Genomic DNA, 26679 nt, shown 5'->3' on the forward strand with positions numbered 1-26679 from the left:
CGAAGTGAAAGGTGTGGCTCTGACCTGCGAATATGCAGGTCAGGGCGGTGTTGACGACACCTCGCTATGGACCCGGTGAAGTCGTGGGCTTAACTTAGGTCCCATGACCTCCCCCCGCTCCACTTATGGCGGCGGTTACTACTCCGCGCCCTCCTTCCCGGACACCCCCATCTACGACTCCCTCGTCGCCGAACGCGGCACCCCGCAGATCGCCCCGATCCGCGTCCCGGCCGCCTACGAGTCCCCGAGTGCCGGATACTCGAGCGGCGGATACCTCCCGGCTCTCGCCTCGTCGATGCCCGCGCTGCCCCCGGCCCAGCCGCAGCAGCAGAGCTCGGGGTACGGATACCCGTACCAGCAGCAGTCGGCCCCGCAACCGATGCCGCTGCAGCAGGCGCCGGCGCCGTACATCCCGCAGCAGCAGCCGATGGCCGCCCGCGGCGGGTACGTTCCGCAGCCCCAGCCTCAGCAGCCCCGTCCGGCTGCCATGACCAGCGGCTACGAGGCCATGCGCCCGGCCGCGCCGCGTCCGATGCAGGTGCCCGCACCGGTACCGGCCGCTTCGTACGAGGACCCGTACGGCCGCCCCTACCAGGGACGCGGCTACTGACGGGGCTCTGATACGCGGGGCGGCGGAGGGGCTGGCAGGATGCCCCCATGTCGAACTTGCACGTGCAGGCGCTCCACGTCCATCCCGTCAAATCCGTAGCGGGGACCGCTCCCGACGAGGTGGCCGTGGAGCCCTGGGGTCTGTCCGGGGACCGGCGATGGGCGCTGATCGATGCCGAGGGCACGGTCGTCACCCAACGCCGCCATCCGCGCCTCGCCCTGGCCACGGCCCGTCCGGAGGGCGGCGGCGCGATCGCCGTGACGGCGCCGGGCATGGCGGAGCTGTTCGTGGAGGTGCCCGAGCCGGGTCCGCTGGAGCCGGTCGTACTGTTCGGGAAGAAGGTCGAGACCGTGGTCGCGGCGACAGCCGCGGCCGACTGGTTCAGCGCGTACCTCGGGGTGCCGGTACGGCTGGTGCACATGGATGATCCGGCCGTACGCCGTGCCGTGGATCCGGATTACGCCCTGCCGGGCGAGATGGTGAGCCTGGCCGACGGCTATCCGCTGCTGATCGCCACGCTCGCCTCGCTGGACGCGCTCAACTCGCTGATCGCGCAGGGGGACCATCCCGAGGAGGGTCCACTGCCGATGAACCGTTTCCGCCCCAATGTGGTGGTTTCCGGGGGCGAGGCGTGGGCGGAGGACGGCTGGCTCCGCATCGCGATCGGCGACGCCGTCTTCCGCGGTGTGCGGGAATGCGGCCGGTGCGTCATCACCACCACCGACCAGGGGACGGCGGAGCGCGGCAAGGAACCGCTCAAGACCCTCGCCCGGCACCGGCGGATCGGCCGGTCGCTCGCGTTCGGGCGGCTCCTGGTGCCGGTGCGGCTGGGGACGGTGCGCGTCGGCGACGAAGTGCGCGTCCTCGCATGACGCGTCCGGTGTCGTCCTGCGGCCTGCGGAGCGGGCCGGACGTGCGGGCGGGTGGTCGCGGACCGGCGACCGGCCGACCGGATTGACACCTTCGAGGGGCTCGTAGCCCCGGCTGGAACCAACAGGCACGACCAGGCCGTTGGATCAGTCAGTACAGAGGCGCAGGCATGCGGAGACTGGCACAAGTTGGGGGAGCCGGACCGTGCGGACAGCAATGGGTGTGTGGCGTTGGCGGAGCAATCCGCTGCGCCGGCCGACCGATCTCTTCGAGGCGTGGGTGGCGTTCGCCGCGCTGGTGTGCGTTCTGGTGGTGGCTCCGGCCATCGGCTGGGTCGCGGGCCTGCAGGTGGACGGTACGCTGCAGCAGGCCGCTCACGAGCAGCGGCAGGAGCGTCACCTCGTTCCCGCGGTGGTGGTCCGTCCGGCCCCGGAGCCGGACGCGTCCGCCGACGCTTCGGCGCAGCGGACGGCCCCGCACCGAACGGAGATCGTGGCCGCGTGGACCGCGCCGGACGGCAGCAGCCATCAGGGCACGGTGCCGGCCGCGGAGGAACCGCCGCGCGCCGGCGACCGGTTCCGGGTCTGGACCGATGCGCACGGCCGGCTGGTGGGTCAGCCGCTCGACCCGTCCGCGGCGGTGTTCCACGCCGGGATGGCGGGACTGGCCGCCGCGGTCTGCGTGGCCACGCTGGTGGAGACGGTCCGGCGGCTGGTCGTACGGCGGCTCATGCATCGGCGGTACATACGGCTGGACCGGGCCTGGGCGGCCGCCGGACCGGACTGGGGACGAGCGGGGGCGGGCAGCTGACCTGGCAGCTCATCGGCTCCGCGCGCGCTACGGTGGAGCGGCCGGATCGGTCGCTCCAGTGACTTCGGGGACTACGGTGACTTCAGACTTCAGTGGCTGCGGTCGTATCGGCAGCGCGAGTACGAGGGTGGGGGCACGACAGCACCATGGTTCAGGGCACGGTCCAGGTGACGCACGGCGGATCTTCGCGGTGGCGGCGCCGCTCCGGTGAGTATCCGACGCTGACCGCCGCGCTCGCCGTCGCGGGCGACGGTGACGTGCTGTCCATCGCCCCCGGCACCTACCGCGAGAACCTGGTGCTGCACCATGCCGTCACCCTGCGCGGCCCCGAGGGAGCGGCGGGGTCGGTGCGCATCGCCCCGCTCGACGGGGTGGCGCTGACCGTGCGCGCCTCGGCCGTGATCCAGGACCTGTACCTGGAGGGCCAGGACCGGGCGGCGCCCGCGCTGCTGGTGGAGGACGGCTCCCCCGAGCTCACGGACCTTCGGGTCAGTACCCACTCCGCCGCCGGGATCGAGGTGCGCGGCGCCGGGGCCCGTCCCCTGGTGCGGCGGTGCACGGTGGAGAATCCGGCCGGCGTCGGCATCGCCGTACTGGACGGCGGCGGCGGGGTGTTCGAGGAGTGCGAGGTCGTGGCCGCCGGGCAGAACGGCGTCTCGGTGCGCGGCGGTGGCCGGCCCCGGCTGGAGCGCTGCCGGATCCATCACGCAACGGGCGCGGGCATCGGGGTCACCGGGGAGGGTTCCGGGCTGGAGGCGCTGGGCTGCGAGGTGTACGAGGTCAAGGGTGCCGGAGTGCAGATCGCCGCGCGCGCCACGGCCCGGCTCACCGACTGCTCGGTGCACCGCACCTCGGCCGACGGGGTCACGCTCGACACCGACGCGGTCCTCACCCTGGCCGGCTGCGACATCCACGACATCCCGGAGAACGCGGTCGATCTGCGGTCCCGTTCGGTGCTCACCCTCAGCCGCACCACGGTGCGCCGCTTCGGCCGCAACGGCCTGTCGGTGTGGGACCCGGGGACGCGGGTGGACGCCGAGTCCTGCGAGATCCACGACAGTACGGGTGACTATCCGGCGGTGTGGATCAGTGACGGGGCCACCGTCTCCCTCGACTCCTGCCGGGTGCACGACGTACCGGACGCCCTGTTCGTACTGGACCGCGGGTCGCGCGTCGACGTGGTCGACAGCGATCTGTCCCAGGTGCGCAACACCGCCGTCTCGGTGAGCGACGGAGCCACCGCGCAGCTCGACGACTGCCGGATCCGCGAGGCGGCCACCGGGGCCTGGTTCCGCGACCACGGCAGTGGCGGCACGCTCGCCGGCTGCACCATCGATGCCGTGCAGACCGGTGTGATCGTCACCAAGGGCGCCGACCCCACACTGGAGCGGTGCACGGTCACCTCCCCGGCCGAGGCGGGTTTCTACGTGTCGGCGGGCGGCCGCGGCACCTTCACCGCCTGCGGGGTGACGGGCAGTGCCGGCTTCGGCTTCCACGTCATGGACGGCTGCCGCACCACGCTGACGCGTTGCCACACCGAGCGCTGCGCCCGTGGGGGTTACGAGTTCCCGGAGGACGGGCCGACCGCGCAGGAGTGCAGCAGCGACGAGTCCGCCGCACGGCGCACGGACCGGTCCGCCGCCCCGGGCGGCGCCGCGGCCGTCGGCGCGCAGGCGGGCATCCGTACGGTCACTGGGGCGCAGAGCCCCGCGGTGCGGGCGGCGCAGGCACCCGCACCACCGTCCGTACCGCACCCCGCGGACGAGACGGACACCGACCGGGCCGCCGCCGCGCGGGATTCCGGCGAGATGCTGGGGCAGCTCGACGCACTGGTCGGCCTGGACAGCGTCAAGCGCGAGGTCCGGGCCCTCACCGACATGATCGAGGTGGGCCGGCGGCGGCAGCAGGCGGGTCTCAAGGCGGCCTCGGTACGCCGGCACCTGGTCTTCACCGGCTCCCCCGGCACGGGCAAGACCACCGTGGCCCGGCTGTACGGAGAGATCCTCGCCTCGCTCGGGGTGCTGGAGCGCGGGCACCTGGTGGAGGTGTCACGGGTGGACCTGGTCGGCGAGCACATCGGCTCCACCGCGATCCGCACGCAGGAGGCCTTCGACCGGGCCCGCGGCGGGGTGCTGTTCATCGACGAGGCGTACGCGCTGGCGCCGGAGGACTCGGGCCGGGACTTCGGGCGCGAGGCGATCGACACGCTGGTGAAGCTGATGGAGGACCACCGGGACGCGGTGGTCGTCATCGTCGCCGGGTACACGGCGGAGATGGAGCGCTTCCTGACGGTGAATCCGGGAGTGGCCTCGCGCTTCTCCCGGACCATCACCTTCGGCGACTACGGGCCCGGGGAACTGCTGCGGATCGTGGAGCAGCAGGCGGAGGAGCACGAGTACCGGCTCGGGGAGGGTACGTCGCAGGCGTTGCTGACGTACTTCACGGAGCTGCCCAAGGGCCCTGCCTTCGGCAATGGCCGCACCGCCCGCCAGACCTTCGAGTCGATGGTGGAACGGCACGCGGGGCGGGTGGCCCAGCTCTCGGAGCCCAGCACGGACGAGCTCACCCTGCTGTTCCCGGCGGATCTGCCGGTGCTGCCGGCTCTGCCTGCCCCGTGCTGACGACGGGTCGCTGACCCGGCACTCCCCCGGCCACCGCCGGGCGGGGCCCACGGGCCCGTGCGTCCGCGTCCAGCCGGGCGAGCAGGGCGTCGCGTTCGGCGGCGAAGGCCGGATCGGCCTGGTAGTCGCCGTGCCCCAGGATCGGGGCGGGCAGCGGGTGGCGGGCGCTGCGCCCATAGGCGATCGGGTCGGCGAGCGGCCCGCGGTCCACGGCCTTCCCGGCGGCGGGCAGGACCGGGCCTCCGATGGGGTCGGTGGCCCGCCAGAGGTTGCGCCAGCAGTCGACCTCCCGGTGCAGGGCGGTCAGCGGCCCGGAGCCGAAGTAGGCGGGGAACCAGCGGCCGTAGAGGCGGCCGAGCGGGGATCCGTAGGTGAGCAGGGCGACCCGGCGGCGGGCGGGCGGCGGCAGTTGCCAGACGGCCGCCGCGGCGAGCACGCTGCCCTGCGAGTGGCCGGAGATGACGAGGCGGCCGCCGGTGCGGGCGGTCCAGCCGGCCATCCGCCAGGTGAGGTCGGGGACGGCCCGCTCGGCGTAGCAGGGCGGCGCGAAGGGGTGGGCGGCGCGCGGCCAGAAGGTGCCGACGTCCCAGAGGATCCCTATGGTCCGGCGGGCGGCGGGGTCCCGGTAGGCCCGGCGGCCCCAGGTGATGAAGGCGGCGATGCCGAGACCGATGAGCCAGGAGCCGGTGTCCTGCGCGGCGCGGGCGGCGGCTTCCAGCGGCGGGGCGGTCCCGCGGGCGGCCTCGCCCGGGACCTTTCCGCTGAGCCAGGCTCCGGCGAGCGCGCCCGCGCCGAGGAGCAGGGTGATCCCGGAGACGGCCGCCACGAACCAGGGCGCGGAGTCGGTGAGCGCGGCCGCGGTCCGCGCCCCGGCGATCCGGCGGCTGCGGGCCCGGTCCGGAGGCTCGCCCGGGTATTCGGCGGCCACGGCGGCGGCGAGCCGGCCCCGCGCCCGGGCTCCGCGCACCGCGAACCAGCCGGCGAGCAGCGCCAGTACGAGGAGCAGCGGGGGCAGCACGGCGGCCTGCCAGGACAGCAGGACGGGCGGCCCGGGCAGCGGGGCACCGGGCATCCCGGGGGTGGCTCCCCCGTCCAGCCAGTCGGCGACGCGCTGGGCGACCCCGCCGGACATCACCCCGCCGAGCGCGCAGCCGAGCATGGCGACGGCGGGCCCGCCGAGGCCGTGCAGGGCGGCCGCCGGGTCGGGGGCCCGGCGGTGCAGGTACCGGGCGACGGCGGCGAGCGCGAGCACGCAGAGCCCCTGGCCCAGCATGAGCACGCCGAAGGCCAGGTCTCCGGGCAGCCGTCCGGTGGAGGTCCAGCCGGGGCGCGACCAGCAGGCGTGCAGCAGAACGGCGGCGAACAGGGCGAGTGCGGAGCCGGGCAGCCAGTTCACCGCGGCCCGGTCGAGCCGGTGGTCGGGGCGGGCCTCGGTGCGGCCGCGCCGGCAGACGACCCAGGCCACGGTGACGGCCCCGGCGGCGAGGAGGACCTGCGTGGCCGTCCCGAGGGCTTCGAGGACGGGCGCGCCGGCCCGGCGGTCGTGGCGGGCCGTCGGTACGGAGACGGCCACCGCCACGGTGAGCAGCCCGGCGGCGGTGTGCGCGGCGCGGAGCCGGGCCACGAGCCGGCGGCCGTACCAGAATCCGGGGCGGCCGAGCGCGGGCGCCGTGTCCGAGGCGGTGTCCGGATCGGCGGCTCCGGTGGGCGGGGGCTGGGACTCGTAGGCGCTCCACGTGCGGTTCGACAGGTACCAGAGCAGCCCGGTCAACGCGGCCGGGACCAGAGCCCCCAGGGCGAGGCGTCGCCCGGGCTGCGCCCACCAGCCGCCTCCGGGCGCGAGGAACCCGAGCCAGGAGCGGGAGCCGGTGCAGGTGCCGGAGCCCGCGCACTGCCAGGCGAGGAGGTCGAGCGCGACCTCGCAGGCGGCGGCGATCAGCAGCACGGTCAGGCTGAGCGCGAGGACCCGTACGAGGACCCCGTACGCGCGCACAGAGCGCGGCGCGGGGTCGGCGGCGGATGTGGCCGGCCGGGCCCAGTGGGCGAGGTTGGCCACCATGAAGGGCAGGAGCAGCAGCCACAGGGCGCGGGCGCCGTTGCCGGAGGTGAGCCGGGACCAGCAGTAGGCCTCGGGGACGGGCCGCCCTGCATACCGCTCGGGGTGGGCTTCGGCGTCGGCGTCCTCGGTGCGGCGGAAGACGGCCGCGGTGGAGTCGCCGGTGACACGGACGGTGCGCGGGTCGCCGAGCAGCTCGCCGGGGGCGGCTCCGGCGACTCCGTGGACCAGGAGTTCGAGGGCGAGGGGGGTGTCGGACGGGGGGCGGTCGGGCACATCGGCCTCCGCTCGCGGGCGCGGGAACGGGTGGTTCCAGCATCCCGCGTGACGGGGCCTCAGCCCAGGCCCCGCGCGGGAATCGACGGAGATCGGGGAGAGATCGAGGGGAGATCGGAGGAGATCGGAGGGAGATCACTACGGACTTCTCGGGGGCGCGGGGCTATGGTGGCGCGCACGCTCGATCAGATCCTCACCCAGGGGGTACCGCCATGGCTCGCCGACTCCGCCCGGTGGGGCTGGACTTCATCGACGACGCACCGGTTCGGCTGGTCTTCGCCGCCGACACCGCGGCCCCGCCCGAGGACGTGTACCGGGCGCTCGCCGAGGAGGTCGAGGGCTGGCCCGGCTGGTTCAGGGCGGTGGTCCTGGCCCGCCCCACGCACGGGGGCGCGGGCCGCGAGATCAAGCTGATGGGCGGGGTGCGCTTCCAGGAGACCATCATGGCCGCGGATCCCGAGCAGCGTTACGCCTACCGGGTCGACACCACCAACGCCCCCGGTGTGAGCGCCCTGTTGGAGGAGTGGCGCCTGACACCGGCCGGGGCCGGCACGCACGTCCGCTGGACCTTCGCCGCGGACGGCCCGACCCCGTTCCGGCTCGGCCTGGCCGCCGCCCGCCCGGGGCTGGGCCACTCCTTCCGTACGGCCGTCCGCACCCTGGACCGGCGGCTCACCGCCCGGCGTGCGGCGGATCAGTAGCCGGGGGCGGCCGTCGTGCCGTACACGCGGTGCACCTCGGCCAGTTCCCCGTAGCCCCCCGCACCCCAGACGGCCCTGCGGAACTCCTGCAGCGTCAGGGCCGGCCCGGCGCCGAAGTGCACCACCGCGCAGCGGGCGCAGCACCAGCCCCGGGACCAGACGTCCTCGGCGGCGGCCCGGCCGGCCGCGATCCGCGCCCGGAAGGCCCGCTGGGTCCGCGTGGACGTGCCGATCAGCAAGGCCGCCCCCAGCAGCGCGAACGCGGAGATCCAGCCCAGGAACAGGAGCTCGGCACCGGGCGCGTCCGCGAACCACTTCCCGCCCAGCGCACCGCCGATGAACGTGCCGATCGACACCAGGATGAGCGGCACTCCCAGCGCGGTCCGCCCCGCGGTCACGGGCGGCGGCGGGGTCAGGGCCAGTGCGTCGGCCAGTCGCGGGACGACCTCGCGGACGTCGATGCGCCGGTCGCCCTCGCCGGTCTCCTCCTGGAACCGGCGCTGCCCGCCGAGGCAGACGGCGGGGACGGCGCGGACCTCGTCGGAGCGGTGGCAGCTCGGACACTCCAACCGGGATCCCGGGGACTCGGCACGGGACTCGGCCCGAGGCTCCGTCCGGGACTCGCCCCGGGGCCGGTCCCCCTCACCGGTCCGGGCCCGTGTGCGCGCTTCCAGCTCGGGTCTGTTGTACTCGATGCCCGCCATGGCTTCCCCCCGGCCGCCCGTGATCCGAATCCGAATCCGAATCCGAATCCGAATCCGCCGAGCGTAGCCAGCCAACCCCCTTGCCACCAGGGCGCTTTCGTCACGGGCCGGTCACAGCGGCGCCACGCCGACGCCGTCGTGTTCGAGCCCGCCGCACGGCTGCGGCGTCAGGCGGTGGGCTCGCGCCAGACCCCGGTCGTCAGCATGGTGTCGAGGGTCTTCGCGTACGGGGCGATGTCGAGCCGCTGCGCCGCCAGCCACTCGTCCGAGTAGTACTTGTCCAGGTAGCGGTCGCCCGGGTCGCAGAGCAGGGTGACGACACTGCCCGTGCGGCCCTCCGCCACCATCTCCGAGATGATCTTCAGAGCGCTCCACACGCCGGTGCCGGTCGAGCCGCCCGCCTTGCGCCCTATGGCCGTCTCCAGTGCGCGGCAGGCGGCGATGCTCGCCGCGTCCGGGACCTTCATCATCCGGTCGATGGCACCGGGCACGAAGCTCGGCTCCATCCGCGGGCGGCCGATGCCCTCGATGCGCGAGCCGCAGTCGCTGCTCGCGTCCGGGTCGTCGTTGGTCCAGCCGTCGAAGAAACAGGAGTTCTCCGGGTCCGGGACGCAGATGCGGGTGTCGTGCTGCATGTAGTGCACGTAGCGCGCGATGGTCGCCGAGGTGCCGCCGGTGCCGGCGGTCGCCACGATCCAGGCGGGCTCGGGGTAACGCTCCAGGCGCAGTTGCTGGTACATCGACTCGGCGATGTTGTTGTTGCCGCGCCAGTCGGTGGCGCGCTCCGCGTACGTGAACTGGTCCATGTAGTGCCCGCCCGTCCGGGCGGCGAGCTCGGCGGACTCCTCGTACATCTTCATCGAGTCGTCCACGAAGTGGCATTCGCCGCCGTGGAATTCGATGAGGCGGCACTTCTCCGGGCTGGTCGTGCGCGGCATGACGGCGATGAAGGGGACGCCGATCAGCTTGGCGAAGTACGCCTCGGACACCGCGGTGGAGCCGGACGAGGCCTCGATCACCGGGCGGCCGGGGCGGATCCAGCCGTTGCAGAGCGCGTACAGGAAGAGCGAGCGCGCGAGGCGGTGCTTGAGGGAGCCCGTCGGGTGCGTGGACTCGTCCTTGAGGTAGAGGTCGATGCCCCACGCCTCGGGGAGCGGGAAGCGCAGCAGGTGGGTGTCGGCGGAGCGGTTGGCGTCGGCCTGGACCTTGCGGACGGCCTCCTTCAGCCAGGCCCGGTAGTCCGCGTCGCTGCGATCGACATCGATGGTCGTGGCAGTCGTACCGGTGGTACCGGTGGTTCTGGTGGTGCCGGTCGTGCTCATGTGCCGCGCTCCTTCGTGGGTGAACTTCGCCCCCTTCTTCGCAATGTACCTCTCTCACCTGCACAAACGTTCGCTTTGGGTATCCATGCACATCCCTTTCGATCGCGTTCGGTTGCACTGTGCGGCACCGTGGGTGACCCTGGTGGAGCATTACCGAGGGTGCAGCACCCGTAACACTCATGTCGGGGAGTCGCAGCCGTGATCACTCATTCCCGCAGGCACTGCGTCGTCGAACTGCAGGCCTTGCCGTCGCGGATCGGCCAAATCCGCAGAATCGTTTCTGCACAACTGCGCCACTGGGAGCTCGACCCGCTCATAGACCGGGCTGCGCTCGGCGTGACGGAACTCCTCAGCAACGTCCACCGCCACGCGCAGCCGGACAAGACCTGCATCGTGGAGATCGAACTCCGGCTCGGGCGGCTCACGGTCTCGGTCATCGACAGCGATCCGCGGCTGCCGGTCCTCCGCGAGACGCGGGCGGAGGCGCTGGACACCTGCGGTCGCGGTCTCGCCCTGGTGGCGGCGCTCAGCGAGGCCTGGGGGGCACGGCAGCGGCCGGACGGACCGGGCAAGGCGGTCTGGTTCTCGCTGACGGCGGCCCCGCACCGGGCGGCGCCCGCCCGGCCGGTCCCGATCAGGGCCACGCCCGTACGAGAACCCGCGCGTGCGGTGCTCCTGGCCGTTGATCCGGGGGCCGTCGCGAAAGGCCTGCCGGTGGCATCGCCGGTCGGCGCCCGGCCCGGGTGACCGACCGCCGGCACACGGGGCCCGGGCCGATGCGAGGCCGTCGGCCCGGGCCCCGCGAGCCGGACCGGTGGGCTGGACACGGGGCAGCCCGGAGCCTGGGCCCTGTCGTCGAAGTCCCGCCTGGCCCGCGGCGCAACCGGCGCTCCTTCGACGACAGGACCTAGGCCAGGGCTCCCAGTGGGTCGTCGAGCACCGGCTGCCACGCCAGTTCCGCCGCGCCGACCAGGCTGTTGTGGTCCAGGGTGCACGGCAGGATCGGCACCCCGCCGCTGCGCCCCCACAGGCTGCGGTCCGCGACCACCGCGCGCAGCCGCTCCGGGTCGGCGTACAGCAGCTCCCGGTGCAGCCCGCCCAGGATGATCCGGTCCGGGTTGAGGATGTTCACCAGGCCCGCGAGGCCGAGGCCGAGCCGGTCGATCAGCTCCTCTGTGGCCGCCCGTACCGCCGGTTCCGCGGGCTCGTCGCGCAGCAGGTCGCGGGCCTGCTGGAGGAGTGAGACCTCAGGGCCGGGGCTGCGGCCCGCCGCGGTGAGGAAGGCCAGCGGGTCCGCCTCCACGTCCAGGCAGCCGCGGCTGCCGCAGTGGCAGGCCCGGCCCTCGGGGTTCACGGTGAGGTGGCCGACCTCCAGGGCCAGGCCCGAACTCCCGCTGTGCAGGCGGCCGTCCAGCACCAGCGCACCGCCGACCCCGCGGTGCCCGGTGGCGACGCAGAGCAGGTGCTGCGCGCTGCGACCGGCGCCGTGCCGGTGCTCCGCCAGGGCCGCGAGGTTGACGTCGTTGCCGGTCAGGGCCGGGCCGTCGATCCCGGCCGCCTTCACGCACTCCGCGAAGATGGCCCGTACGGGAGAGCCGGCGGGCCAGGCCAGGTGCAGCGGGTTCAGCGCCGTACCGTCCGGCTCGGCGACCGCCGAGGGCACCGCGAGCCCCGCGCCGACGCAGCGCCGGCCGCTCTCGGCGAGCAGCGCCGCGCCCGCCTCCACGACCGCGCCGAGCACCTGCGCCGGGTCGGCGGACACGGTGACCTTCCCGGGGGCGGTGGCCACGATGCGGCCGCCGAGGCCGACCAGGGCCGCGCGGAAGCCGTCCGAGTGGACCTGGGCGGCCAGTGCCACCGGGCCGTTCTCGGCCACCGAGAGCCGGTGCGAGGGGCGGCCCTGGGCGCCGCCGGTGCCTCCGCCGCCGCCGCCGGATCCTGCGGGGCGGGAGTCGACCCGGATCAGCCCGAGGGCCTCCAGCTCGGCGGCGACCGCTCCGGCGGTGGCGCGGGTGACCCCGAGCTCGGCCGTCAGGACGGCGCGAGTGGGGGCGCGGCCGGTGTGGACGAGCTCCAGCGCCGGCCCGAGCGCCCCGCGGCCCCGTTCCAGTCTGGTCCGCGTGGACGTGGACACCGTGGTCACATCCCCCACCCGCGGCGGGGCCCCGTTGCCGTTCATGGCATCGATCCTCGCATGATCGGAGGGTGCCGGGCGCCGCCGTTCAGCCCAGCCCGCCGACCCGGAGTGTGATGTTCAGCCGTCCGGTGAGCCCGAGCTCCCGCGGGCCCGTGCCCGGCAGGACCTTCGGCACGCCGTGGTAGGCCGACCGGCTCGCCTCCCCGAAGACGAAGAGGTCTCCGCTGCGCAGCTCGACGTCCTGGTACGGGCGCCCGCGCGAGACGGTGTTCCCGAAGCGGAAGACGCAGGTGTCGCCGAGGCTGAGCGAGACCACCGGCGCGGTGGACCGCTCCTCGGCGTCGCGGTGCATGCCCATGCGGGAGTCGCCGTCGTAGAAGTTGATCAGCGCGATGTCGTAGGCCGCCCCGGGTCCGGGCTCCGGCCGGCTGCCGTAGGCGGCGGTCACCGCCTCCCGCCCGAGGCCCGCGAGCCACGGCGGCATGGGCTTGACCGGCGCCCCGTCCCCGTCGACCGCGGTGCGAGCGTACGCGTACGGGTACGGGTACCAGTGCAACCCGAGACACACCTGGCGGGCGGTCATCACCCCGCCGCCCGGGGTTCGTACGGTGCGCAGGCCGGCGGGCGGCCGGGCCCACGCACGGCAGGCCGCCAGCAACTCGGCCTGCCGTCCGGCGCCGAGCCAGTCGGGCACGTGCACGGCGCCGGGGGCGATCACGGCCCGCTCACGCGGGAACAGTTCCCCGTCCATGCTCTCCATTGTCGCGGGCGGGCTGATAAGACTCACGGTATGGAGATCACCGAACACCTGAAGGTCCTCGCGCGCGAGGGAGAACTGCTCGCCGACGTGGCCGGACGCGCCGGTACGGACGCCGCGGTCCCCACGTGTCCGGGCTGGCGCGTCACGGACCTGCTGCGGCACACCGGCGCGGTGCACCGCTGGGCCACCGCGTACGTCGCGGAGCGGCGGCTGGAGCCGGTGGGCTTCCCGGACGCACCGGAGCTGGCCGACGGCGAGCTGCTGGCGTGGTTCCGGGAGGGCCACGCGGATCTGGTGCGCACGCTGACCGAGGCCCCGGCCGATGTGCAGTGCTGGACCTTCCTCCCGACGGCCCCGCCCTCGCCGGTGGCGTTCTGGGCCCGGCGGCAGGCCCATGAGACGACCGTGCACCGGATGGACGCGGAGGCCGCTCTCGGCGTGGTGTTCTCGGCGGTGGAGCCGGAGTTCGCGGAGGACGGCGTGGACGAGCTGCTGACCGGCTTCCACGCCCGGCCGCGCAGCCGGGTGCGGACCCCCGAGCCGAAGACGGTGCGGGTGCGGGCCGCCGACACGGGCGCGGTGTGGACCGTGCACCTGTCGGCGGCGCCGGCCCGTACTGTGCTGGGCGACACCGGCGAGGCGGCCGACTGCGAACTGACCGGCGAGGCGGCCTGGCTGTACGGGGCCCTGTGGAACCGGCTTCCGCTGGCGGGCCCGGGGGTGGCGGGCGACCTGACGCTGGCCCGGCTGTGGACGGACACGGCCGGAATCTGAACGCAGGGGTGGGCACAGAGCTGGATGCGAAGGGCCGGATGCAGAGGGCCGGTGCCGTTCGGCGCGGCGCGGGAGGGGGTCTTGTGACGGGCAGTACTCGCTGTGACACTGCACGTATGGAGCGACGTACGCAGGCGGACCGGGACGCGATCACCATCGAGATCGGCTACGCCTTGGTCAGCGCCTGCTTCGCGGCCGCCCTCGCCTTCGGCGCTGTGTACGGGCCCGCGTTCGCCTTCTCGCTCTCCCCCTCGACGCGCCGGATCCTGGCCGTGGCGGGCGGGCTCCTGGCGTTGGTGGTGTTCCTGCTCCGGGTCACCCACGTACTGCTCGGCTTCGCCCGCCGCCCGGAGAACGACGGGGGCTGACCTGGTCGTTGGCACGCCGGAGTCGACCGGTAGGGTCGGACCCACAACGGCCACGGGGGTAGTTCATGCTGTTCGGTTCCACAGTGCGCGGCGCCGCGGTTCTCGCGGTGGCGCTGGCGGGGTTCGCGGTTTCCTGCGACGCGGAGCCGGCCGCGCCACGCACGTCGTCCGCGTCCACGGCATCGCCGGACGGGGGCGCGGACGCGGGCGCTCCGGGCGCGTCTGACGCGGCCCCGTCGGCGTCCTCGCCGACCTCTGCGCAGACGGCTCTCCCCACCCGGCCCGAACTCGTCCGGGACGCCTTCGCCGGCCTCCAGGCGACGCTCGACGACTCCTGCACGCCGGGCAACTGCGCGTACTTCCTGGGCCGGCTCGTCGACGAACTCCACAGGCTGGACCGGGCGATGAAGGCCGACCCCAAGGGCCCCGGCCACTTCCCCGAGCCGATCGCCCGGATCGCGAAGCTCGACGCGGAACTCGGCGGCGACCGGAGCACACCGAACCTGGAGAAGCACAAGGCGCTGCTGATCAGCACGCGCGACACGATCAACACCTGGATGCAGGGCCACCCCGACGACTACCGCTGACCCGCGAGGCCGAGGCGGCCGGGAGACGTCGGGCGCCTCGATCCGGCTGCGGGGTGGGTCAGTCGTCGAACCAGACGACGAGCCTGACGCCGTCGTCCCCGTGGAGGCCGGCGAGGGTGCGCATGACGCTCCAGATGGGGCCCCACTGGTCGTCGGTCACGGCATCGCGGCGCCTGAGCCGTTCGACACGGAACATCCGGTCCTCGTCGACCCACTGGGAACCTTCGGGGAAGTGCTCGGCGGGCCGTCCCGCGATGCGGAGAGGCTGCCCGCAGAGCTCGACGAACCGGGGAGGGGGCGAGTAGTGCCGCTCGAGGAACTGCCAGCCGTGGTCCGCATCGAGGCGGTACTCCCGGATGCGACAGTCCGTGCGGGCGGACTCCTCGTCCCAGTCGACCCGCTTGAGTTCGGCCCAGGTGACCCAGCTCGCGCTTCGTCCACCGATCGTCTCGCGTCCCTCGCGGGCCCGGTTCGACGCGTCGACGGGCAGTCCGCGGACAGGAGCCACCGGGACGAACTGCTCGTCGTCGCACACGCCGAACAGGCAGCCGAAGGCGTCGTAGTTCCGCTGCACGTTCAGGTGGTCCAGATCGATGACGGCGTGCCAGAACGAGTCCGCTTCGCTGTCCCGGAAGTCACGGTGACACTCGATGAAACCCCAGATGTCCTTGCTCATGACCGTGATGATGCCGGTCCTGAAGCCGCCGGACCAGGCATTTCCTCCCCGGCCTCCCCGGCTCAGCCTGCCCGGCCGGTGGGCGGCAGAAGCGGCACGGGCGGACGGGGCCTCAGCCGAGGGTGGCCGCGTAGGTGGTCTGAGTGCGGTACTTCCATGTCGGGCCCGCGTTCCAGGGGTTGGGCATGACCGTGTCGGTCGCGTACGCGTAGCCCGCGCCGCGGTCGAACGCCGTACGGAGGGTGGCGCGCATCGCCTCCGCGTCGGGGACGTCGTGGACCAGGTGCCAGAAGGCCGTACCGCTCGGGTCGAGTTCGGTGCCGGCGCGGTAGCCGGAGTCGTGGTCGAAGACGTTGCCGCCGAGCCAGCCGCTGCCGGTGTACGCGGCGTAGGTGTCCTCGAAGGTGACGAAGACGTCCGCGGTACGACGCTCCGGCTCCAGGTAGCAGTCGGCAATGGCGGTGCCGGGGTTGTTGACGACGAGGTCGGGGGCGGCCGGGTCGACGGCGCCCATGACCTCCTGGACGTAGCGGCGCAGCTCCGCGTAATAGTCTCGGGTGGCGTTGGCGGGGCCGCAGTCGCGGCTGACGACGTCGAAGAAGATGCCGTCGACGTGGAGGCGGCGGTCGGGGGTCTTGAGGTAGTTGTCGACGGAGGCCTTGGCGGCAGCGATGTCGCGGTTCCCGTGGTCGGTGTGGACGTAGCCGAGCACCCGGGTCTTCTCGCCGGTGGAGGTGGTGCGGTCGCGCAACGCGTCGGCGCGGGCCCGCCAGCGGCCGTCGAACGGGGAGTCGCCGTTGCCCGGGTTCAGTACGACCACCGAGGCGGCCGGAGCGGTGGCGGTGAGGTCGGTCAGCATGGAGTCGTTCGCCCAGACGTACGCGGGGACGCCGATCTCCAGGCCCCGCACGCCCGGCGGCCGGGGGCTCGACGGCGGGGTGGGCGCCGGGGCGGCTGCCGGGGGCGCGTCGCGTGCCGCGGCGATGATCGCCGGCGCCGACGCGGCCAATAAGGCGGTGACCAGGGCGGCGTACAAGGCCTTCACGGCGCGAGGCATGAACGTTTCCTCCGGCGGCGGCTGGGGGGCGACCTCAGGAACACTAGACGGGCGGCCACTCGTTCAAGGCTGAACCGCCCGCATTCGTATGAGGAACAGAAGAGCGAGCCATCGCCTCATCATGTGAATCTTCCTGATCTCCGCGAGGATTCGCGCCCGCACCTGCGCGTCATACGGCGGGCAGTCCGACCCCGTGCGCCAGCTGGTCGGCGGCGTGCGCGAAGAAGGCGGCGCGGTCGTCGACGACCCGATTGAACTGGCCGAACAGCTCGAAGGAGACCAGCCCGACCAACTGCGCCCAGGCGGCGACCAGGGCGGTGGTGACCGCCGGGGGCAGGCCCTCGGCGAAGTCGGCGGTCATCCGGTCGGCCTCGGGGCGCAGGGCGGGCGGCAGCGGCGGGAGGGCGAGGCCGCGACCTGCGTGGGCGGCGCGGAGGATGCCGATGAAGGCGTTCCCGACACGGGAGGCCGGGCCCACGGTGTCGACGGGGGCGACGTAGCCGGGAACCGGAGAACCGTAGATGAGGGCGTACTCGTGCGGGTGCTCCAGCGCCCAGGCGCGCACGGCCTCGCAGACCGCGATCCAGCGGGCGCGCGGCGGGGCCCCGGCGGCGCGGGCGCGGGCGTCGGCCTCCTCGGCGGCCGCGCCGACGCTGTCGTACGCGTCGATGATGAGAGCGGTGAGCAGTTCGTCCCGACTGGGGAAGTATCGGTAGAGGGCGGAGGAGACCATGCCCAGCTCGCGGGCGACGGCGCGCAGGGAGAGCTTGGACGCACCCTCGGCGGCGAGCATGCGGCGCGCCTCGTCCTTGATGGCGGCGGTGACCTCGATGCGGGCCCGCTCCCTGGCCCCTCGCACGGTGTTCATGCGGATCAGTCTGCCACGCGAACGGAGCACTGCCCAAAAAACGGATCGCCGATCCATTTAGAGAGCACTGCTCTTGCTTTGGTGCACCGATCCGTGCACACTCACTTCTAACGAGAGCACTGCTCTCTCAATGAAGAACGCGGACCGGAGGTCACCATGAACGCGCCCACCCCGTACTACGTCCAGGCCAGTCCGCTCGCGGTCCGCTTCAACGCGCTCTTCGGCAGGCTGGCGCGTCTCGGAGTCAGCCTGGCGGGCACCGCCGAGCTGTCGGTCCGCGGCCGCAAGTCCGGCGAGATGCAGCGGATCCCGGTCAACCCGCACACCTACGAGGGCTCCCAGTACCTGGTCTCGGTCCGCGGCCACTCCCAGTGGGTGCGGAACATGCGCGTGGCGGGCGGCGGCGAGCTGCGCGTGGGGCGCAAGATGCGTACGTTCACGGTCACCGAGGTCACCGACCCGGTGCAGAAGGCCCGGATCCTGCGCGCCTACCTGGAGAAGTGGGGCTGGGAGGTCGAGCGGTACTTCCAGGGCGTCACCGCCACGTCCTCCGACGCCGAGCTGGAGGCGGCGGCCGGTGACCACCCGGTCTTCCGGATCGCGGTGTCCGGATGACCCCGCGCCGGGCCGGCGGGGCGGTCGGGCGGTCACCGGGCGGTGGATCCGCGCGAGGCGCGCAAGGACGGTGCCGTCTGTCGGCGGACCTCCCGGTCCGCCGACTCCGTACCGCCGGCGCGGACGGCCCGCACCACCCTGGGCCGCCCTGAGCCGCCCTGAGCCGCCCGCGCCTCCGTACACGGCAGTGGCTAGCCCTGGGCGCCGCCGTCGCGGTTCGCCGCCTGCCTGGCGTCCATCATGTGCAGTGCCCTGCGGGCCAGCGGGTACGTCCGTACCAGGTCGGCCAGCGTCGTCGAGCCCCGCGTGATCCGGGCGAAGGCCCGCCACGCCGGGCCGAAGCCGGTGATCGCCGCGTGCAGCAGCCGCGGCTTGGCCTCGAAGAGGTTCAGCATCCGCGTGCCGACCCCCATCTCCACGCCCAGCCCGGCCTTGACCGCGAAGGCGTAGTTGAGGGCCTGGCGGCGCGCGTCCACGGCGTCCTGAGCCTCGGAGATCTTCACCGCCCACTCCCCCGCCAGCCGCCCGGAGCGCAGCGCGAAGGAGATGCCCTCCCGGGTCCACGGCTCCAGCAGCCCGGCCGCGTCGCCCGCGACCAGCACGCGGCCGCGCGAGAGCGGCGAGTCGGGCTTGCGGCACCGGGTGAGGTGCCCGGAGGAGACAGCCGGTTCGAAGCCGGCGAGCCCGAGCCGGGCGATGAAGTCGTCCAGGTAGCGCTTGGTCGCTGCGCCCTCGCCCTTGGCCGAGATGACCCCGACGGTGAGGGTGTCGCCCTTGGGGAAGACCCAGCCGTAACTGCCGGGCAGCGGGCCCCAGTCGATCAGCACCCGCCCCTTCCAGTCCTCCGCGACCGTCTCCGGTACGGGGATCTCCGCCTCCAGGCCGAGGTCCACCTGGTCCATCTCCACGCCGACGTGCGCGCCGATCCGGCTCGCGCTGCCGTCCGCGCCGACCACCGCGCGGGCCAGGACGGTCTCCCCGTCGGAGAGCACCACGGCCACGGTGCGCCGGTCGGGGACGGCTGCCCCGTGCTGTTCGACGCGGGCCACGGCCGTACCCGTACGGACGGTGGCGCCGGCCTTCTCCGCCGCGGCGACCAGGCCTGCGTCGAACTCCGGGCGGTTGATGAGCCCGAAGAGCATGTGCTTCGAGCGCCGGGTGCGGGTCAGCTTCCCGTTCATCGAGAAGGTGACCGCGTGGATGCGGTCCTTGAAGGGCAGTACGAAGCCCGGTGGCAGGGCGTCGCGCGAGGGGCCGATGATGCCGCCGCCGCAGGTCTTGTAGCGGGGCAGTTCGGCCTTCTCCAGCAGCAGGACGCGCCGCCCCGCGGTCGCCGCCGCGTACGCGGCCGAGGACCCGGCGGGTCCGGCCCCGACCACCACCACGTCCCACACTTCGCCGGTCTCGCCGGCTTCCCCGGTCTCCGCGGCTTCCCCGGTCTCCGCGGCCGCCCCGCCGTCCGCCCCCTTCGCGTCCTGCCCCGTGCCCGTGCCCGTTCCGGTGCCGGTACCCACGCCTGCGTCTGCGTCCACGCCTGCGTCCGCACCCGCGTCCGTACCTGCGTCGCGTACGTCGTCGTCGCTGCTCACGATGTGTTGCTGCTCCTGATCACCCGGGTTGCTCCGATGCCGGGGAAATCCTACGGCGAGACACCGCCCCGCTCCGCTGTGCGAGGATCAAGACTGTCTTTCGCCCTGCCCGGCATACGCACACCCCGCGGATGCGGGCGGCGTACACGGAGAACAACGTCGCACCCAAAAGGAGCGTGCCCATGTCCCAGAATCCGATCGCCGAGACCGTCGCCTCGCTGATGCCCCGCGCCAAGCAGGAGCTGACCGAGCTGGTGGCCTTCCAGTCGGTGGCGGACTGGGCACAGTTCCCGAAGAGCGAGAGCGAGGCCGCCGCGAACTGGGTGGCCGACGCCCTGCGCGTCGAGGGGTTCCAGGACGTGGCACTGCTCGACACCCCCGACGGCACGCAGTCGGTGTACGGCTTCCTGCCCGGCCCCGAGGGCGCGCCGACCGTGCTCCTCTACGCGCACTACGACGTCCAGCCGCCGCTCGACGACGCCGCCTGGGTCTCCCCCGCCTTCGAGCTGACCGAGCGCGACGGCCGCTGGTACGGGCGCGGCGCGGCCGACTGCAAGGGCGGGTTCATCATGCACCTGCTGGCGCTGCGCGCGCTGAAGACCAACGGTGGTGTGCCCGTGAGCGTGAAGGTGATCGTCGAGGGCTCGGAGGAGCAGGGCACCGGCGGCCTGCAGCAGTACGCCGAGGCCCACCCGGAGCTGCTGACCGCGGACACCATCGTCATCGGCGACGCGGGCAACTTCCGCCTCGGCCTGCCGACCGTGACCGCCACCCTGCGCGGTATGTGCCTGATCAAGGTGAAGATCGACACCCTGGGCGGCAACCTGCACTCGGGCATGTTCGGCGGCGCAGCCCCCGACGCGCTGGCCGCGCTGATCCGCGTGCTCGACTCGCTGCGCGCGGCGGACGGTTCGACGACCGTGGACGGGCTCGCCTCGGACGCGGTGTGGGAGGGCCTCCAGTACCCGGATGCGGACTTCCGCGCCGATGCGAAGGTGCTGGACGGCGTCGAGCTCATCGGTGAGGGCACGATCGCGGACCGGCTGTGGGCCCGCCCGGCCGTCACGGTGCTCGGCATCGACTGCCCGCCGGTGGTGGGCGCGACCCCGTCGGTGCACGCGAGCGCCGGCGCGCTGATCAGCCTGCGGGTGCCGCCGGGCGTTGACACCGCCGCGGCCGTCAAGCTGCTGGAGGCCCACCTCGTGGCGCACACCCCGTGGAAGGCGCGGCTGGAGCTGCAGGTCGTGGGCCAGGGGCAGCCGTTCCAGGCGGACACCAGCAGCCCGGCGTACGCCTCGATGGCGGCGGCCCTGCAAGAGGCCTACCCCGGCGAGGAGATGCAGGTCGCGGGCATGGGCGGCTCGATCCCGCTGTGCAACACGCTGACGGAGCTGTACCCGGACGCGGAGATGCTGCTGATCGGGCTGAGCGAGCCGGAGGCGCAGATCCACGCGGTGAACGAGAGCGTGTCCCCGCAGGAGCTGGAGCGCCTGTCGGTGGCGGAGGCCCTCTTCCTCGTCAACTACGCGGAGTCCAAGCAGGGCTGACCCGCCTGCCGCCGAACTCCCCGGAGGATCGGCCGTGTACGCCCAGGGCGCGCTGCGCTCTGGGCGTACTGCGCTCCGGGCGTACCCCGCTCCCGGCGAAGTCACATGCCCCGGGCGGCCGGCCGTGCGTACGTTCGCCGTATGGATCTCGTCGAAGTACTTCCGAACCGGCTCCACATGCTCCGCTTCCCCGTCGGCCAGGCCTATCTCTGGCAGGACGCCGAAGCCCTCACCCTGATCGACTCGGGCAACGCCGGGTCGGCTGCCGAGATCGAGGGGGCGATACGTTCCCTCGGGCTGGACCCCGGGCGGCTGGAGCGCATCGTCCTCACGCACTGCCACGGCGATCACACGGGCGCGGCCGGTGAGCTCGCCGCCCGCTGGGGCGCGCGCGTACTGGCCCACCGGCTGGACGCGCCCGTGATCCGGGGCGAGCGGCCCGTACCCGAACCGGTGCTGCTGGACTGGGAGGTCCCGCTGTACGAACACGCGCTGGCGGTGGTGCCCGCGGCCCCGCCCACCCCGGTCGACGGGGAGCTGGAGGACGGGGACGCCCTGGGCTTCGGGGACGGGGCGTACGTGGTCCACGCCCCGGGCCACACGGACGGCAGCATCGGGATCCACCTCCCGCGCCACGGCGTGCTGTTCACGGGCGACTGCGTCGCCGCCGTCGGCCCGCTGATGCTGGGCGTCTTCAACGTGCACCGCGGCCGGGCGATCGAGACCTTCCACCGCCTGGCCGCGCTCGCCCCTTCGATCGCGTGCTTCGGCCACGGCGACCCCCTGACGGTGGACACGGCCGCGGCCCTGGCCAAGGCCGCGGGGGAAACCCCCGCCTGAGGGCGGGCCGGGCCACGACGGCCTCAGCCGGTGGGAACGCCCGCCTCCAGGTAGAGGGGGCGGCCGCGTTCCCGGGCGCGCAATGCCCAGCGCAGGCGTTCGTAGCGGTGCTGCGGAAGCAGGCCGGCGGCCTCGGTCTCCGTGACGAAGCGCCAGGCCCGCAGCTCCGGGCCCGGCAGTCGGAGCCGGGCCCTGGCCCCCTCCAAAAGCCGGCCGCCGTCGAAGAGCAGGCGCAGCCCGCCGTAGCCGGGCGGCTGCGGCGGCTCCCAGTCGACGACCAGCAGCCCGGGCGTCCGTTCCAGTACGACGCCCAGTTCTTCGGCGACCTCCCGTACGCCCGCGCATGCCGGCGCCTCGCCCGCCTCGACGACCCCGCCGGGGAACTCCCAGCCCGGCTTGTACGTCGGATCCACCAGCAGCACCCGGTCCTGCTCGTCGAAGAGCAGCACCCCGGCGGCCACCGTCTCGCGGGTCGGCTCCGGGGTCTGCACGATGTCGCAGACCCGGGCCGTCTCCGAGCGGACGGCATCGGCGATGCGCTCCGCCGTCTCGCGCGGGGTCAGGACCCCGTTGTCGATGACGTGCGCGTCACCGGTCAGCCAGCCGAGGGCCTGCTGGTAGGCAGGTATGTGGTCGTACGCCCACTGCCGGACCCGGAGGTCCACCTCCGCGGGCTCCCCGGGCTCCTTCCGGGTGGCGATGCGCTCCCGCAGGATCGTTTCCGCTGGGGCCAGCAGCACATGCCGCACCGGGATCCGACGCGCCGCCAGCCCGCCGAAGATCTCGTCCCGGTACTCCTGGCGCAGCAGCGTCATCGGTACGACGAGCACCCCGCCCAGTTCGGCCAGCATCGCCGCGGCGGTGTCCACCACCAACCGCCGCCAGCTCGGGAGGTCCTGGTAGTCGCTCACCTCGGCGAGCCGTTTCGGCGGCAGCAGCACGCGCAGCGCGTCTGCGACGAGCTCCGGGTCGAACAGGGTGCTGTCCGGCAGGATTCCGGTCAGTTCGCGGGCCGTGCTGGTCTTTCCGGCGCTGAATGTGCCGTTGATCCAGACAATCACGTCTACCCCTCTCCCCATGGCTCGTCCGGAGCCCCCAGTGGCTTGCCCGCATCACCCTGCCACGAAAACCTCGGTTTCCACCGATTGCTTATCCTCGAGGTCACAGCCCTGCACGTGAGCCCCGGAGGATTCGCCACCGTGCCCCACAACCGCCGCCCGTTCGAGCCCCGCTACGGCAACCGGCCGACCATGAAGGACGTGGCGTCCCAGGCGGGCGTCGGCCTCAAGACGGTGTCGCGCGTGGTCAACGGGGAGCCGGGGGTCACCCCCGAGACGGAGAAGCGGGTCCAGGAGGCCATCGAGGCCCTCGGTTTCCGGCGCAACGACAGCGCCCGGGTGCTGCGCAAGGGCCGTACCGCCACCGTGGGCCTGGTCCTGGAGGATCTCGCCGACCCCTTCTACGGCCCGCTGAACCGGGCGGTGGAGGAGGTGGCCCGCGCGCACGGGGCGCTGCTCATCAACGGCTCCAGCGCCGAGGACCCGGACCGGGAGCGGGAGTTGGCGCTCGCGCTGTGCGCCCGCCGGGTGGACGGTCTCATCGTGATCCCGGCCGGGGACGACCACCGCTATCTGGAGCCGGAGATGCGGGCCGGTGTGTCCACGGTGTTCGTGGACCGCCCGGCGGGCCGGATCGAGGCCGATGTCGTCCTCTCGGACAGCTTCGGAGGCGCGCGGGGCGGGGTGGCCCACCTGATCGCGGGCGGCCACCGCCGGATCGGGTTCATCGGCGACCAGCCCCGCATCCACACGGTGGCGGAACGGCTGCGCGGCTACCGCGAGGCGATGGCGGAGGCGGGCCTGCCGGTGGCCGAGTCCTGGGTCTCCCTCGGGTCGACGGCCCCGGAGCGGGTCGCGGCGGCGGCGCGGGCGATGCTCGCGGGCTCGGACCCGGTGACCGCCGTCTTCGCCGGCAACAACCGGGTGACGGTCACGGTCGTACGGGTCCTCGCGGCGCACGGCCGGCCGGTGGCGCTGGTCGGCTTCGACGACTTCGAGCTGGCCGACCTGCTGCGGCCCGGCGTGACGGTGGTGGCCCAGGATCCGGCGGCCCTGGGCCGGGTGGCCACGGACCGCCTGTTCCAACGCCTCGCGGGAGTCGACCTGACCCCGTCCCGCATCGAACTCCCGACCCGCCTGATCCCCCGCGGCTCGGGCGAACTCCCCCCGGCCGCCTGACCGTCACCGGATCAGCGCCCGCAGCACGGGCACGGACGCCCCGGCGGCCGCGAGCCCGGCAAGCACGGACGGTGCGGCGCCGGACCCGCCGAGGAAGGTCAGGCCGCCGGCCGTGAGGCCGATCAGGACCGCGGCGAGCAGCACGACGGCGGCGTGCAGGGTCACGAAGGGCGCATCGTCGCCCGGAGTTGTGGTCATGGCCCGATGGGAACACCGCCGAAGCGGCGCCGGCGCATGCGCCGAACGGATCCCGGTCGCGGCCGGACGCCACCGGACCGTGCCGTGGACCGGTGGCGTTCCGCCCTGTCCGGGATCGTCCGGCGGCGCGGTGTCCCCGCCTCTAACCTGTGCGGTGATGAACAGCGTGCCTGCATTCAGCGAAGAACTCGCGGCGTTCGCGGCGGACTTGCGCAAGCTGCGGCTCGACCGCGGCAACCGCTCGTACCGCGATCTGGCCGCACGTGCGGCCAAGTCCACGACGGGCATCCGGATTCCGGTGTCCACCCAGAGCGACGCGTTCCGCGGGGAACGGCTGCCGGGGCTGGACCGGCTCATGGGTCTCGTGCGGATCCTGCACTCCTACGACGAGTTCGGGCGGGAGCGGGCCGCCATCCCGCCCCACAACTCCCCCGAGCTGGAGCCCTGGCGCCGGCGCTGGCGCGACCTGGCGGAGCTGGACCCCGGCGCGTCCCGGCGCGAGGCCCCGCCCGCCCCGGTCCCGGCCGCGCCACCGGTTCCGACGCATACGCCGACGGCCGCTCACACGCCGTCTCCTCCTCCCTCCCCGTCTCCGCTCGTCACGGAGAGCGGCGGGGCCGAGTTCACCATCGCTCTCAAGCTCGTCGGACACACCCGTCTGGTGTGGCGGCTCGCGTTCTCTCCCGACGGCCGCACACTGGCGTCCGCGGGCAACGACGGGACGGTGAGGCTGTGGAACACGGCCGACGGCCGGGCGGAAGGCACTGCGCTGAGCGGCGAGAAGCCCGCACCCGTGCTCCAGGTGGGCTTCTCCCCGCTCGGCGACCGGGTGGCGGCCCTCTCCGACGACGGCCGTGCCCAGCTGTGGAACAGCCGCACCCTCGCGCCCCAGCCCCTCCCCGGGGGCCGGCGCCCGGCCAGCAGCATCGGTTTCACCCCCGACGGACACCTGCTCGGCGCGACTCCGCAGGGCTCCGACTGCCAGGTGTTCGATCTCGACACCGACGCCCCGCGGGGTGCCTGCGCCGCGTACAGCGGGCGGGCGGACGCGCTCGCCTTCTCGGCGGACGGCCGGCGGCTGGTGGTGGCCGACGGGTTCGCCGACGTGCGGCAGTGGGACACGGTCACCGGTCAGCCGGTCGGGGCCGCGCTGACCGGGCACTGCGACAACGTGGAGGCCCTCGCCTACTCCCCCGACGGCCGCCTGCTGGCCACCGGGAGTCACGACACCACCGCCCGGCTGTGGGACACGGGCACCGGCAAGCAGACCGGCCCGGAACTCGTCGGGCACGACAACGCGGTCAACGCGGTGGCGTTCTCCCCGGACGGAACCCTCCTGGCGACGGCGAGCGCGGACCGGTCCGTACGGCTGTGGGACACGGCCACCGGCCTTCCGGTGGGGCCCGCACTGACCGGGCACACCCTCGCCGTCAACGCCGTTGCCTTCTCTCCCGACGGACTGCTGCTCGCCACCGCGGGCGACGACCAGACGATCCTGCTGCACCGGCGGCGTACCGCGGGCGCCCTCGCGGTGTCGGCGGGCGCGGGCGCCCTGGCGGCCGCCCTGCGCGAGCACCTGGTCCTGCCCCTGCCGGCCCGCGAGGGACCCGGTCTGCCCCTCGACCTCGTACGGTTCGCGCCCGACGGACGGCGGATCGTCGCACTCGCGGGCGCGTTGAAGGTGGCGGTCTGGGACCCGGCCGGGTCCGGGCCCGCCCGGGTGCTGGACGTTCCGCCGCACATGCCGCTGCTGGGCCTGGACTTTCCCGGGGACGGGGACCCGGTGGTCTGGTCCTCGCACGGGCTGACCCCGCCGATCGGCCCGGCCACGGGCACCCGGCTCGCCCTGGTCGACCACATGTCGTACTCGCCGGACGGGCGGCTCGTCGCGGTGACCGACCTCTTCGGGCGGGTGGCCGTGCACGACTGCCGAACCTTCGCACCGCGCGGTGGCCCGCTGGACGCAGGGGATCCCGATGCGGGGACCGACGTACGGTTCTCCCCCGACGGGCGGCTGCTGGCGCTCCTCGGCCGGGAACTGCGCGTCTGGGACACCGAACGGGCCCGGTACGTGAGCCGGCGGCAGCAGGCGCGGTGTTTCGCCTTCGGTGCGCAAGGGCGTCTGCTGGCCCTGGTGGACGCCGACGGCGGACCGGTCCGGCTCTGCGATCCGTGGTCCGGTGCGGAGGTGGCGGAGCCGGTGGGCGACCTGCGAGCCGGCTGCGAGGAAGTGGCCCTGTCACCCGACGGCCGGCTGCTGGCCACCGTGGACGGCGCCGGCGACTTGACGGTGTGGGACCTGGCGGCGCGGCGGCCCGTGGTCCAGGAGGCCGCGCGGCTGACCTCGTTGGCCTTCTCCCCCGACGGCAGCCTGCTGGCCGCGACCGCCGGCGACTCCACGCTGCGGCTGTGGCTGGTCGGCGTCGCGTGAACGACCGCCGGGGTGTGTCCTTCGG

25 protein-coding genes are annotated in these 26679 nt (G+C 73.8%); 14 read left to right on the top strand and 11 right to left on the bottom strand.

Annotation, left to right across the window (positions count from 1 at the left end):
• Positions 1-103 precede the first annotated feature (103 nt).
• From OG444_RS05630 to OG444_RS05645, 4 genes are all read left to right on the top strand, one after another.
• Positions 104-610, top strand: a complete 507-nt coding sequence (locus OG444_RS05630) for a DUF6643 family protein (protein ID WP_327261066.1) — start codon at positions 104-106, stop codon at positions 608-610.
• Between the two features lie 47 nt (positions 611-657).
• Positions 658-1482, top strand: coding sequence for an MOSC domain-containing protein (locus OG444_RS05635; RefSeq protein ID WP_327261067.1), 825 nt, complete (start codon positions 658-660; stop codon positions 1480-1482).
• A gap of 202 nt (positions 1483-1684) precedes the next feature.
• Positions 1685-2290, top strand: a complete 606-nt coding sequence (locus OG444_RS05640) for an Rv1733c family protein (protein ID WP_327261068.1) — start codon at positions 1685-1687, stop codon at positions 2288-2290.
• Between the two features lie 146 nt (positions 2291-2436).
• Positions 2437-4911 (top strand): right-handed parallel beta-helix repeat-containing protein, encoded by a 2475-nt coding sequence (locus OG444_RS05645; protein WP_327261069.1) that lies wholly within the window; start codon positions 2437-2439, stop codon positions 4909-4911.
• Here the strand turns inward: OG444_RS05645 and OG444_RS05650 are convergent.
• Positions 4853-7243, bottom strand: a complete 2391-nt coding sequence (locus tag OG444_RS05650) for a hypothetical protein (RefSeq protein WP_327261070.1) — start codon at positions 7241-7243, stop codon at positions 4853-4855. The genes OG444_RS05645 and OG444_RS05650 overlap by 59 nt on opposite strands.
• A gap of 212 nt (positions 7244-7455) precedes the next feature.
• On the opposite strand from OG444_RS05650, the gene OG444_RS05655 reads away from it, so the two are divergent.
• Positions 7456-7944 (top strand): SRPBCC family protein, encoded by a 489-nt coding sequence (locus tag OG444_RS05655; RefSeq protein WP_327261071.1) that lies wholly within the window; start codon positions 7456-7458, stop codon positions 7942-7944.
• On the opposite strand, the gene OG444_RS05660 is transcribed toward OG444_RS05655, so the two are convergent.
• Both OG444_RS05660 and OG444_RS05665 read right to left on the bottom strand, forming a co-directional pair.
• The gene (locus OG444_RS05660) at positions 7938-8513 is read right to left on the bottom strand and encodes a hypothetical protein (protein ID WP_327261072.1); all 576 of its coding nucleotides are present in this window, start codon (positions 8511-8513) and stop codon (positions 7938-7940) included. The two genes, OG444_RS05655 and OG444_RS05660, sit on opposite strands and share 7 nt — an antisense overlap.
• Before the next feature lie 302 nt (positions 8514-8815).
• Positions 8816-9970 (bottom strand): PLP-dependent cysteine synthase family protein, encoded by a 1155-nt coding sequence (locus OG444_RS05665; protein ID WP_327261073.1) that lies wholly within the window; start codon positions 9968-9970, stop codon positions 8816-8818.
• 198 nt (positions 9971-10168) lie between these two features.
• Between OG444_RS05665 and OG444_RS05670 the strand changes: the two genes are divergently transcribed.
• Complete coding sequence (locus OG444_RS05670) at positions 10169-10717, top strand: ATP-binding protein (RefSeq protein ID WP_327261074.1); 549 nt, start codon at positions 10169-10171, stop codon at positions 10715-10717.
• A gap of 160 nt (positions 10718-10877) precedes the next feature.
• Here the strand turns inward: OG444_RS05670 and OG444_RS05675 are convergent, their stop codons facing one another.
• Entirely contained in the window at positions 10878-12149 is a 1272-nt protein-coding gene (locus OG444_RS05675) for an ROK family protein (RefSeq protein WP_327261075.1), read from the bottom strand.
• 43 nt (positions 12150-12192) lie between these two features.
• The gene (locus tag OG444_RS05680) at positions 12193-12858 is read right to left on the bottom strand and encodes an alpha-ketoglutarate-dependent dioxygenase AlkB family protein (protein ID WP_327261076.1); all 666 of its coding nucleotides are present in this window, start codon (positions 12856-12858) and stop codon (positions 12193-12195) included.
• A gap of 39 nt (positions 12859-12897) precedes the next feature.
• Between OG444_RS05680 and OG444_RS05685 the strand changes: the two genes are divergently transcribed.
• From OG444_RS05685 to OG444_RS05695, 3 genes are all read left to right on the top strand, one after another.
• Positions 12898-13641, top strand: a complete 744-nt coding sequence (locus tag OG444_RS05685) for a maleylpyruvate isomerase family mycothiol-dependent enzyme (RefSeq protein WP_327261077.1) — start codon at positions 12898-12900, stop codon at positions 13639-13641.
• A gap of 116 nt (positions 13642-13757) precedes the next feature.
• A complete protein-coding gene (locus tag OG444_RS05690) occupies positions 13758-14009 on the top strand; it encodes a DUF6332 family protein (RefSeq protein WP_327261078.1) in 252 nt (83 codons plus the stop codon).
• A gap of 65 nt (positions 14010-14074) precedes the next feature.
• On the top strand, positions 14075-14596 hold the full coding sequence (locus tag OG444_RS05695) for a hypothetical protein (RefSeq protein WP_327261079.1): 522 nt from the start codon (positions 14075-14077) through the stop codon (positions 14594-14596).
• Between the two features lie 58 nt (positions 14597-14654).
• Here the strand turns inward: OG444_RS05695 and OG444_RS05700 are convergent, their stop codons facing one another.
• The 3 genes from OG444_RS05700 to OG444_RS05710 all read right to left on the bottom strand — a co-directional run bounded on the left by OG444_RS05700 (position 14655) and on the right by OG444_RS05710 (position 17197).
• Positions 14655-15272 (bottom strand): hypothetical protein, encoded by a 618-nt coding sequence (locus OG444_RS05700; protein WP_327261080.1) that lies wholly within the window; start codon positions 15270-15272, stop codon positions 14655-14657.
• A 112-nt stretch (positions 15273-15384) separates the two neighbouring features.
• Positions 15385-16329: a spherulation-specific family 4 protein gene (locus OG444_RS05705; protein WP_327261081.1), complete on the bottom strand. Its 945-nt coding sequence runs from the start codon at positions 16327-16329 to the stop codon at positions 15385-15387.
• A 169-nt stretch (positions 16330-16498) separates the two neighbouring features.
• Entirely contained in the window at positions 16499-17197 is a 699-nt protein-coding gene (locus OG444_RS05710) for a TetR/AcrR family transcriptional regulator (RefSeq protein ID WP_327261082.1), read from the bottom strand.
• 156 nt (positions 17198-17353) lie between these two features.
• Between OG444_RS05710 and OG444_RS05715 the strand changes: the two genes are divergently transcribed.
• Positions 17354-17812 carry a nitroreductase/quinone reductase family protein gene (locus OG444_RS05715; protein WP_327261083.1) on the top strand — a complete coding sequence of 153 codons (459 nt, stop codon included), beginning with the start codon at positions 17354-17356 and terminating at the stop codon, positions 17810-17812.
• Positions 17813-18003: 191 nt separating this feature from the next.
• On the opposite strand, the gene OG444_RS05720 is transcribed toward OG444_RS05715, so the two are convergent.
• Positions 18004-19206 carry a geranylgeranyl reductase family protein gene (locus OG444_RS05720; protein WP_327266668.1) on the bottom strand — a complete coding sequence of 401 codons (1203 nt, stop codon included), beginning with the start codon at positions 19204-19206 and terminating at the stop codon, positions 18004-18006.
• A gap of 377 nt (positions 19207-19583) precedes the next feature.
• On the opposite strand from OG444_RS05720, the gene OG444_RS05725 reads away from it, so the two are divergent.
• Both OG444_RS05725 and OG444_RS05730 read left to right on the top strand, forming a co-directional pair.
• Positions 19584-20948 carry a dipeptidase gene (locus tag OG444_RS05725; RefSeq protein ID WP_327261084.1) on the top strand — a complete coding sequence of 455 codons (1365 nt, stop codon included), beginning with the start codon at positions 19584-19586 and terminating at the stop codon, positions 20946-20948.
• A gap of 141 nt (positions 20949-21089) precedes the next feature.
• Positions 21090-21788 carry an MBL fold metallo-hydrolase gene (locus OG444_RS05730; RefSeq protein ID WP_327261085.1) on the top strand — a complete coding sequence of 233 codons (699 nt, stop codon included), beginning with the start codon at positions 21090-21092 and terminating at the stop codon, positions 21786-21788.
• Between the two features lie 23 nt (positions 21789-21811).
• Here the strand turns inward: OG444_RS05730 and OG444_RS05735 are convergent, their stop codons facing one another.
• Entirely contained in the window at positions 21812-22849 is a 1038-nt protein-coding gene (locus tag OG444_RS05735) for an NUDIX hydrolase (protein WP_327261086.1), read from the bottom strand.
• Between the two features lie 189 nt (positions 22850-23038).
• Between OG444_RS05735 and OG444_RS05740 the strand changes: the two genes are divergently transcribed.
• Positions 23039-24025, top strand: coding sequence for a LacI family DNA-binding transcriptional regulator (locus OG444_RS05740; protein ID WP_327266669.1), 987 nt, complete (start codon positions 23039-23041; stop codon positions 24023-24025).
• A 3-nt stretch (positions 24026-24028) separates the two neighbouring features.
• Here the strand turns inward: OG444_RS05740 and OG444_RS05745 are convergent, their stop codons facing one another.
• The gene (locus tag OG444_RS05745; RefSeq protein WP_327261087.1) at positions 24029-24223 is read right to left on the bottom strand and encodes a hypothetical protein; all 195 of its coding nucleotides are present in this window, start codon (positions 24221-24223) and stop codon (positions 24029-24031) included.
• Between the two features lie 157 nt (positions 24224-24380).
• On the opposite strand from OG444_RS05745, the gene OG444_RS05750 reads away from it, so the two are divergent.
• Positions 24381-26654, top strand: coding sequence for a WD40 repeat domain-containing protein (locus tag OG444_RS05750; protein WP_327261088.1), 2274 nt, complete (start codon positions 24381-24383; stop codon positions 26652-26654).
• The last annotated feature ends 25 nt before the right edge of the window (positions 26655-26679 follow it).

This window comes from Streptomyces sp. NBC_01232, assembly GCF_035989885.1.
In the GTDB taxonomy this organism is placed as follows: Bacteria; Actinomycetota; Actinomycetes; order Streptomycetales; family Streptomycetaceae; genus Streptomyces.

Coding starts and splice junctions, on each gene's coding strand:
- OG444_RS05630 (WP_327261066.1), top strand. CDS start 104: ATGACCTCCCCCCGCTCCACTTATGGCGGCGGTTACTACTCCGCGCCC.
- OG444_RS05635 (WP_327261067.1), top strand. CDS start 658: ATGTCGAACTTGCACGTGCAGGCGCTCCACGTCCATCCCGTCAAATCC.
- OG444_RS05645 (WP_327261069.1), top strand. CDS start 2,437: ATGGTTCAGGGCACGGTCCAGGTGACGCACGGCGGATCTTCGCGGTGG.
- OG444_RS05655 (WP_327261071.1), top strand. CDS start 7,456: ATGGCTCGCCGACTCCGCCCGGTGGGGCTGGACTTCATCGACGACGCA.
- OG444_RS05665 (WP_327261073.1), bottom strand. CDS start 9,970: ATGAGCACGACCGGCACCACCAGAACCACCGGTACCACCGGTACGACT.
- OG444_RS05675 (WP_327261075.1), bottom strand. CDS start 12,149: ATGAACGGCAACGGGGCCCCGCCGCGGGTGGGGGATGTGACCACGGTG.
- OG444_RS05680 (WP_327261076.1), bottom strand. CDS start 12,858: ATGGACGGGGAACTGTTCCCGCGTGAGCGGGCCGTGATCGCCCCCGGC.
- OG444_RS05685 (WP_327261077.1), top strand. CDS start 12,898: ATGGAGATCACCGAACACCTGAAGGTCCTCGCGCGCGAGGGAGAACTG.
- OG444_RS05690 (WP_327261078.1), top strand. CDS start 13,758: ATGGAGCGACGTACGCAGGCGGACCGGGACGCGATCACCATCGAGATC.
- OG444_RS05695 (WP_327261079.1), top strand. CDS start 14,075: ATGCTGTTCGGTTCCACAGTGCGCGGCGCCGCGGTTCTCGCGGTGGCG.
- OG444_RS05700 (WP_327261080.1), bottom strand. CDS start 15,272: ATGAGCAAGGACATCTGGGGTTTCATCGAGTGTCACCGTGACTTCCGG.
- OG444_RS05705 (WP_327261081.1), bottom strand. CDS start 16,329: ATGCCTCGCGCCGTGAAGGCCTTGTACGCCGCCCTGGTCACCGCCTTA.
- OG444_RS05710 (WP_327261082.1), bottom strand. CDS start 17,197: ATGAACACCGTGCGAGGGGCCAGGGAGCGGGCCCGCATCGAGGTCACC.
- OG444_RS05715 (WP_327261083.1), top strand. CDS start 17,354: ATGAACGCGCCCACCCCGTACTACGTCCAGGCCAGTCCGCTCGCGGTC.
- OG444_RS05725 (WP_327261084.1), top strand. CDS start 19,584: ATGTCCCAGAATCCGATCGCCGAGACCGTCGCCTCGCTGATGCCCCGC.
- OG444_RS05730 (WP_327261085.1), top strand. CDS start 21,090: ATGGATCTCGTCGAAGTACTTCCGAACCGGCTCCACATGCTCCGCTTC.
- OG444_RS05740 (WP_327266669.1), top strand. CDS start 23,039: ATGAAGGACGTGGCGTCCCAGGCGGGCGTCGGCCTCAAGACGGTGTCG.
- OG444_RS05745 (WP_327261087.1), bottom strand. CDS start 24,223: ATGACCACAACTCCGGGCGACGATGCGCCCTTCGTGACCCTGCACGCC.
- OG444_RS05750 (WP_327261088.1), top strand. CDS start 24,381: ATGAACAGCGTGCCTGCATTCAGCGAAGAACTCGCGGCGTTCGCGGCG.